General features: G+C 52.1%; 8 protein-coding genes. All 8 read left to right on the top strand.

Annotation, left to right across the window (positions count from 1 at the left end):
- Nucleotides 1–130 precede the first annotated feature (130 nt).
- The 8 genes from M0P74_17685 to M0P74_17650 all read left to right on the top strand — a co-directional run bounded on the left by M0P74_17685 (nt 131) and on the right by M0P74_17650 (nt 7,575).
- Nucleotides 131–1,093 carry an aldo/keto reductase gene (locus tag M0P74_17685; protein MCK9365419.1) on the top strand — a complete coding sequence of 321 codons (963 nt, stop codon included), beginning with the start codon at nt 131–133 and terminating at the stop codon, nt 1,091–1,093.
- A gap of 70 nt (nt 1,094–1,163) precedes the next feature.
- Complete coding sequence (locus M0P74_17680) at nt 1,164–3,155, top strand: c-type cytochrome (protein ID MCK9365418.1); 1,992 nt, start codon at nt 1,164–1,166, stop codon at nt 3,153–3,155.
- Nucleotides 3,156–3,385: 230 nt separating this feature from the next.
- Nucleotides 3,386–3,583: a hypothetical protein gene (locus M0P74_17675; protein MCK9365417.1), complete on the top strand. Its 198-nt coding sequence runs from the start codon at nt 3,386–3,388 to the stop codon at nt 3,581–3,583.
- A gap of 97 nt (nt 3,584–3,680) precedes the next feature.
- Nucleotides 3,681–4,277 carry a DUF202 domain-containing protein gene (locus M0P74_17670; protein ID MCK9365416.1) on the top strand — a complete coding sequence of 199 codons (597 nt, stop codon included), beginning with the start codon at nt 3,681–3,683 and terminating at the stop codon, nt 4,275–4,277.
- Nucleotides 4,278–4,403: 126 nt separating this feature from the next.
- On the top strand, nt 4,404–5,852 hold the full coding sequence (locus M0P74_17665; protein MCK9365415.1) for a 5'-nucleotidase C-terminal domain-containing protein: 1,449 nt from the start codon (nt 4,404–4,406) through the stop codon (nt 5,850–5,852).
- A gap of 229 nt (nt 5,853–6,081) precedes the next feature.
- On the top strand, nt 6,082–6,501 hold the full coding sequence (locus M0P74_17660; protein ID MCK9365414.1) for a DsrE family protein: 420 nt from the start codon (nt 6,082–6,084) through the stop codon (nt 6,499–6,501).
- 157 nt (nt 6,502–6,658) lie between these two features.
- A complete protein-coding gene (locus M0P74_17655) occupies nt 6,659–6,865 on the top strand; it encodes a hypothetical protein (GenBank protein ID MCK9365413.1) in 207 nt (68 codons plus the stop codon).
- A gap of 2 nt (nt 6,866–6,867) precedes the next feature.
- Complete coding sequence (locus tag M0P74_17650) at nt 6,868–7,575, top strand: cytochrome c biogenesis protein CcdA (protein MCK9365412.1); 708 nt, start codon at nt 6,868–6,870, stop codon at nt 7,573–7,575.
- Nucleotides 7,576–7,853: the final 278 nt, after the last annotated feature.

The following is a 7,853-nucleotide window of genomic DNA, read 5'->3' as shown; positions in this document are numbered from 1 at the left end:
CGCCAATGGAAGCGGGAAAAGTCCGTGCGAACATTGGCATAACCACCGCTGCCGTGGGGCCTTCTCTTTTCTATATTTACCCCCTGAAAGGAGGAGATCCCGACGGCCACGACCAGAAGGAGTGAAACCGATGTCCAACACCGCAACTGTACAGGGGATGCTCTACCGAACGCTCGGCAGTACGGGAGAGAAAGTCTCGGCGATCGGGATCGGGGGCTGGCATATCGGCTTGCCCGGGGTAGATGAGCAGTTGAGCATCCGCATCATTCGCACCGCCGTAGACCGCGGCATCAACTTCATGGACAACTGCTGGGATTACAACGAGGGGGTCAGCGAGATCCGCATGGGCAAAGCGTTGCGCGATGGCTACAGGGACAGGGTATTTCTGATGACGAAGATCGATGGCCGATCGAAGAAAGAAGCGGCGCGGCAGCTCGACGAATCGCTCCGTCGCCTCCAGGTCGACATGATCGATCTCGTCCAGCACCACGAGGTTATCCGGTACGAAGACCCGCACCGGATCTTTGATGACGAAGGGGCTAATACCGCGCTCGTGGAGGCCCGGAAAGCGGGAAAACTCCGCTATATCGGTTTCACGGGGCACAAGGACCCAAATATCCATCTGTATATGCTGCAAGTGGCGGCGGATCATAGTTTTGCTTTCGATACGGTCCAAATGCCGCTCAACGTCATGGACGCGCATTATCGGAGTTTTGAAAAAGAGGTGTTGCCGGAACTGGTAAGGCAGAAAACAGGAGTCCTCGGAATGAAGAGCATGGCGAACGGGATTCTGCTGAAGTCAAAAACAGTGACACCGATCGAGTGCCTGCATTACGCGCTGAACCTGCCCACTTCCGTGGTCATAACGGGTATCGACAGCATCGAGATTCTGGATCAGGCATGTGAAGCAGTACAGACATTTCGCCCGATGAGCGATGAGGAGGTACGGTCTTTGCTGTCGAAAACCGCCGAGGCGGCGGCGCGCGGCGATTTCGAGCCATTCAAGACCACATCCATATTCGACGGTACCGCCCGGAACCCGGAGTGGCTGGGAGAGGAGCCGCAACGCCTGCAGCAACTGATGCCAAAGTAAGCCAAGCAAGCAGCTTGTCAAAAGAAACCTGAGCCGGAGGGCCTTAAACAACTGAAAAGGAGGATTGGCTATGCGAAAGAAGTTAGAGGCAACCGTTTTTTTGATAGCAGCGTTGGGTGCTTTGATTCTTTCCGATATGGGGGGTAATCTGATCTCGCAGGCCTCTGCCAAATCCGCAGCGAGGGCACAAAAAAAAGCGGCCAAGAGCCAGGTAGTGGATGCCTCGCGCACAATCAAAGCGGTACCCGGCAGCCCAGATGGTGTACTGCTGATGCAGGCGCATGCGCTTTTCGGCAAACTTCCCGCGACCATGCCGGGTAGTGATCAGGACACTCCCGCCATGATTGCGCTGGGGAAGAAACTCTATTTCGAGAAAGCCATTTCGATCAACAAAACCCAATCCTGCAACTCTTGCCATCCCGTTGACAACAAAGGCGCAGGGGTGGACAATCTCAAGACAGGCAAAGGCGCGGAAGGAAAATCTGGGGACCGCAACGATCCACCAACCATGAATGCCGGTTTCCAGATTGTGCAGTTCTGGGACGGACGCGCTGCCACTCTGGAAGAACAGGCTCAGGGGCCCCCTCTCAATCCCATTGAAATGGGCATGCCCAATGCCGAAGCACTGGTCGAACGGCTGAAAGGCATAAAACATTATCCCGCTGATTTCAAAAAGGCCTTTCCTGGCGAGAAAAACCCGGTTACTTTCGACAATTTTGCCAAAGCGGTTGCGGCCTTTGAACGAACGCTGATTAGCCGGGGCCGCTTCGACCGTTTCCTGGAGGGGGACAAACAAGCCCTCACCGGGCAGGAAATGGAAGGGATGCGCACCTTCATCAATGTCGGCTGCGTGCAGTGCCACAGCGGCCCCAACCTGGGGGGGATGACCTTCCAGAAAATGGGCGTGTTCCATAACTATACCAACGACAAGGACCCTGGCCGCTTTAAGGTCACCAAGCTGGAAAGTGACAAATATGTCTTCAAGGTTCCCATGCTGCGCAATGCCACCCTTTCCGCCCCCTATTTCCATGACGGCGAGGTGGACAACCTGGCGGAGGCAGTGGATCAGATGGGGTACTTGCAGTTGAACAAGAAACTCAAGGACGAAGAAATCAACAATATCCTCAGATTTTTGACCATGCTGGCCGATGCGGAGCGCACCACCGCGCCGCCACTAGAGGCAAAAGGAACTTCTGCCGCCTGGGTAGTGCCGCTGATCAAGGATATTCCCCAGGGAGAGGAAGGTGATCTCATCCGTTACGGCGCACTGCTTTTGACCGATACGTATGCGCAGCTCGGCTCTGGTGCGAAGGATGAGAAAATGCGTTTTTCCGGAAATACCCTGAACTGCACGAGCTGCCACCTGGATAACGGCACCAAGCAGTTCGGACTCCCCTGGATGGGGGTTAGCCAGACATACCCCCAATACCGGGGCCGTGAAGACCAGATACAGGGTCTTGAGAAGCGGATTAACGGCTGTTTCGAGCGCAGCCTGAACGGCAAGGCGCTGGCTGCCGACAGCAAAGAAATGAAGGCGATGGTCGCCTATGTGAACTGGTTGTCGAAAGATATGCCCAAGGATGTTTTTGGCCTGATAACACCCAAATACGAAGGTCCAAAGCGCAAGGCCGACGTGAGAAAGGGCCAAGAGGCGTACAACCGGTTCTGCATGTCGTGCCATGGCGAAAATGGGGACGGCTATCAGTCCATGTCGGCCGGAGGTTCGGGCAGCCATGTCACCCCGGCCCTCTGGGGAACAAACAGCTACAACAACGGAGCGGGAATGAACCGGATGCTGACCACCGCCGCGTTTATTCACAGCAATATGCCGCTGGGAACGGTGTGGAACCATCCGGCAATCACCAATGAAGATACCTACGATGTTGCCGCCTATCTCAGTTCGAAGGAGCGGCCGCAGATGAGCGGACTGGAGAAGGACTATCCGAAACTGGAGAAAAAAGCGGTGGACTGCCCGTATCCACCCTATGCGGATAATTTTTCACAGGAACAGCATCAGTACGGGCCGTTCCAGCCAATAAAGGCAGCACAGAAAAAGAAATAAGCAAGCCGGGAAGCAAAGGGCCAGAGGGCTCTTATGCCCGATTGCCCCGGGGCCGGCCAGGACCCGGACTTCAGAAGCGACGTGTCCTGGTCTGCCCCACAATTCGAGGTTATTGACGATGCGGTTCTCGATCGCATGACCCGGAATCTTCGACGCAGTCGACGTCATCCTCTACGACGAAGGCGCAAAAACACTGTCGATGGAAAGCGCCGCGATCGATTTCGTGCGCAATGCTTTTCGGTCATCTCAAGGCAATCTCTGTTGAAAAGGCGGCCAGCGCTTTTGGGATAGCGAATGTCGGACTCCTGCCGTTGCCGTGGTGGCAGACGCTCGCAATTTTCATCTATGCGATGGTCTCGTGCCTTGTCGTGAACGACGCCGTGAAAGTCGCGATGATCAAATGGCTCGTTCCCGCAGCGGCGGCATAGATTTCAGGTCGGGCAGCGTTCGCAAAAGACGATGTGCCGAGAAGGGTTGTATTGGCGCGGCTAGTGAACCTGTTCCATGTCATGGAGGGTTAGCTCTATGTCAGAGATAATTGAAGATAAGAAATCTGCAAGCGTTCGTAATCGCCGTGTTCACATGGCGAATGAAAGAACATTTCTTGCGTGGATAAGAACAAGCATTGGGATAATGGCATTCGGTTTTGTTGTTGAAAAGTTTGCGTTGTTCATAAAACAAATGTCATTGATTTTGGGAAAATCAAATATTGAAAAAGCTTTACCTACTTCTCATGGATATTCGGCAATCGTGGGAATATTCCTTGTCGGTCTTGGCACGTTGCTGGGCCTGCTTGCATTTGTCAAGTACAAGAAGGTTGAGAGACAAATAGACGAGGATACCTATCAACCGTCATCGATACTTGACATACTGCTCACCATATCAGTCCTTGCAGTCGGAATCTTCCTTGTAATGTATTTGATTCATAGTACTTACCCGGACCCCTTGCTGTTAAAATCCCTGAGACAATATTTCAGCAGGCCGGAAAGATTTATGACGAAACCTGCTCCCTCTGCCATGGAAGGGACGGCAGGGGTTCAGCGCTTTCAAAAGGTTTTCAACCGTCCCCTCCTGACTTTACCGTTTACAGTTTGTCGCCTGAAAGGGCCTTTGACGTTATAGCAAATGGTTATCCGGGAACCATTATGTCTCACTTCGGTAGCCTGACGGTAGATGTCCGCTGGGGGTTGGTAAAGATTATCAATGAGAAAAGAAGTCAGTGACCGGTCTGAAAGGAAGGAGAAGAAAATGAAGAGCAGAAAGATACTTTCAATAGTTCAAATGAACGACAGCCATGCCTATTTTGATTTGCACCAGGAGATGTTCTGGCAGAGAGGTCAGGCAGTCTATCGTCCTGCGGGCGGATATGCCCGAATCGCCACGATCGTAAAACAGATTCGGGCTGAAAACCAGGGGCGCATTCTCTTTTGCGACTGCGGTGATACAATGCACGGCACCTATCCTGCCCTAAAGACCCAGGGACAAGCTTTGATCCATATCTTGAATTCATTGGGGCTTGATGCGATGACGGCACACTGGGAATTTGCCTATGGTCCAAAGGTATTTAACCAGCGGGTCGCTGAACTCAATTATCCGATGCTGGCAAACAATATTTACGATAAAGAGACAAATAAGCTGGTCTATCCGTCGTATATCATAAAAGAGATTGGCGGATTACGGATCGGCCTTGTGGGGATCGCCTCAAATATTGTGGACAAGACCATGCCGCCTTCCTACAGCGAAGGCATATCCTTTACCCTGGGCAGGGATGAACTTCCGCCAATTGTCGATACGTTACGCACTCAGGAAAAGGTGGACTTAATCGTTTTGGTCTCGCACCTCGGGTTCCCTCAGGAGATGAGACTTTTGTCCGAGGTGCATGGCATAGATGTCTGTCTCAGCGGCCACACCCATAACCGTCTTTATAAACCGGTCCTTAATGGGAAAACTATTGTTATACAATCAGGCTGCCATGGTTCTTTTTTGGGTCGCCTGGATTTGGAAATGGATGGCGGACAAATCGTCGATTACCGGCACCGGTTGATCGAGGTTGAAGCAGCAATACAACCCGACCCCACAGCAGATGAACTGATACAACAGGCGCTCGCGCCCTATAAGAATGACCTCTCAGAAGTTGTCGGTGAAACTGTCACAGCGCTCAACCGGGGAACGACCCTGGAGGCCACTATGGACAATTTCCTCCTTCAGGCTTTACTCGAAAGCACCGGTGCCCAATTGGCATTTTCAAATGGCTGGCGCTACGGCGCACCGATAGTTCCCGGGAAGATAACCTTGAATGACCTTTACAACATTATCCCAATGAATCCGCCTGTCTCAACAGGAGAGTTGACGGGAGAGGAAATTAAGGAGATGTTGGAGGAGAATCTCGAAAGGACGTTTTCGTGCGACCCGTACAATCAAATGGGAGGTTATGTTAAGCGCTGTCTCGGTCTTAATGTCTACTTCAAGGTAGAGAATCCTCCAGGACACCGTATTCAAAAACTATTCGCAGGCGATGAGGAGGTGCAGCCCGGCCGGTATTACACAGCGGCATTCGTCACGCCGCAAGGGGTCCCTCAGAAATACGGCCGCAATCGCGAAAACCGGTCGGAACGGATCGTAGATGCGCTACGGACATACCTGGGCAGCCACCTCCCCGTTTTCGCAGACCTCAGGGGCACCTTTGTGGCAGTGTAAGTGGAATTTCGACATTTTTGTGTCCATCAAAAGGAGGTGAGGAAGGAGTCAGGCAAACATTATCTGCTTGAATATAAACGAGGAAACATTAGTCACCATAAAGGGAAAAGGCATTTAAATGAGTAAAAACAATTGGATGAAGATTTTATTTGCAGCACCTTTGCTTGTATGTTTTGGACAGTAGAGTTTCCTATTAGCATCTGACAACAAGGATATTGAGGAGGAGCGCATGATTCATGTTGATATCCCGGTGGTACTGGAAAAAGCAAATGTAGTTTTTAATATGGATCATCTGGCATTTGCTGGTGACTTGCCTGTAGGTATCAACTACATGTACCTCTTGGCAAACCGATTTAAGGAAATGAAAACCAAAGGGCAGATCATCGGCGTCTTTCACGGTGATGCAGCATATATGACGTTGAATGACGAGGCTTACAATGCTTACCGCAAAGTCACCACCGGCAATCCTTACAAAGAACTCATTGCCGAACTGATAAAACAGGGTGTGCAGATCGAAGAGTGCGCAGTTTCTATGAAGAACCATACATGGGGTAATGACGACCTTTTACCCGAGGTGAAGGTTCACTCAGGTGCTGTGGGTCGATTAATCCAATTGATACAGGAAGGTTATGTACAAATTCAGCCGTAGATATAACCCATCATAACATTCAATCGAAGACGAAGAGGCCATTCCTTGCATCCTCGAACCGGAGAGGGACGTAAAGGTCTTCCGGCGGAACTTGAACGGTGAAAACGGGCCCTATGTTAGGGACCATCTCGCTGAAAGAATGAGAACGGAGGTTAATATGTCTGAAAGTATCGTTAAAAAGCTCTCATTTCTGGACCGCTTCCTGACGCTTTGGATCTTTCTGGCGATGGGGGCGGGCGTTTTGCTGGGTTACTTTGCCCCCGGCGTCGGCAACTGGATCGGCTCGCTCCGACGTGAGGGATTTTTCAGTGAGGAAGATATCGTCCGCCAGTTCAGAAAAATGGGCATAAAATTGGAGGGATGAACATGCTGACGCCATTTTTTCTCACTATCAACGACTGGATTACCAGCGCGACCTACCTTGCGGCATTGGGCTGTTTTCTCTGGGGGATGGTCAGCGTTCTTTTCAGCCCCTGCCATCTAGCCTCCATTCCGCTGGTCGTGGCCTACGTGGCCGGGCAGGATCAGGCCCTCAAGCCCCGGCAGGCCGCCAATTACGCCATTCTTTTTACCGCGGGGCTCTTCATCACGATCGCCCTGATCGGCATTGTCTGCGCGCTTCTGGGCCGGATGCTGGGGGATGTGGGCAGCTACTGGAAGATCGTGGTCGGTCTCGTTCTGATCTGGGTCGCCCTGGGGATGCTCGGGGTAGAGAAGTGCAACTTCTCCGGCAGCCGGCTGCAAAGACTGAACGTCAAGGGCCTGCGCGGCGCTTTTCTTCTGGGGCTTGCCTACGGGGTGCTTTCCGGCTCGTGCACCTTCGGCTTCATCGCCCCGATCCTGGCTATCATCACGGTGCAGCAGCAGGTGCTGACGGGGATCCTTTTGATCCTGCTTTTTGCCTTGGGCCACTGCCTTCCCATTGTGGTCGCCGGCAGCTCGACGGCGCTGGTGCGGCGCCTGACCGAGAACCAGAGCTGGATCGGCTCGGGGGGATGGTTCCGCAAGAGCGCCGGGGTCGTCATCGGCCTTTTGGGAATCTACTTCATCGGGAGCCCCTTCTTAATTGGATGATTTTGCACGATGAAGCAATATTTCATTGGGGTAAAATATCAAGCCAAAGTTAGGGGCGGCGCCATCTTAATCTGTCCTCCTCTGGGCGGAGATACCGGTTTTATTCCTATGGGTCTGCTGCAGCAAGTATATAATTTATTACGGTGGAGCCAATTGCAAAACTCCCCATTCTTGTCATTCCCGCAACGATTCTGAGCGGGAAAACGAAGTTTAATGTTCATAATCTGGTTCTAACTGCTTGAAAAACCATATTCCCGATAGAGACATTATGAACATTA

It is taken from the genome of Syntrophales bacterium (genome assembly GCA_023229765.1).
GTDB lineage: Bacteria > Desulfobacterota > Syntrophia > Syntrophales > UBA5619 > DYTH01.
This window is presented reverse-complemented; position numbering and strand designations above follow the sequence as displayed.

Bases quoted from the DNA above. Each gene is read 5' to 3' on its own strand.
- M0P74_17685 (MCK9365419.1), top strand. From the start codon at position 131: ATGTCCAACACCGCAACTGTACAGGGGATGCTCTACCGAACGCTCGGC.
- M0P74_17680 (MCK9365418.1), top strand. From the start codon at position 1,164: ATGCGAAAGAAGTTAGAGGCAACCGTTTTTTTGATAGCAGCGTTGGGT.
- M0P74_17675 (MCK9365417.1), top strand. From the start codon at position 3,386: ATGCTTTTCGGTCATCTCAAGGCAATCTCTGTTGAAAAGGCGGCCAGC.
- M0P74_17670 (MCK9365416.1), top strand. From the start codon at position 3,681: ATGTCAGAGATAATTGAAGATAAGAAATCTGCAAGCGTTCGTAATCGC.
- M0P74_17665 (MCK9365415.1), top strand. From the start codon at position 4,404: ATGAAGAGCAGAAAGATACTTTCAATAGTTCAAATGAACGACAGCCAT.
- M0P74_17660 (MCK9365414.1), top strand. From the start codon at position 6,082: ATGATTCATGTTGATATCCCGGTGGTACTGGAAAAAGCAAATGTAGTT.
- M0P74_17655 (MCK9365413.1), top strand. From the start codon at position 6,659: ATGTCTGAAAGTATCGTTAAAAAGCTCTCATTTCTGGACCGCTTCCTG.
- M0P74_17650 (MCK9365412.1), top strand. From the start codon at position 6,868: ATGCTGACGCCATTTTTTCTCACTATCAACGACTGGATTACCAGCGCG.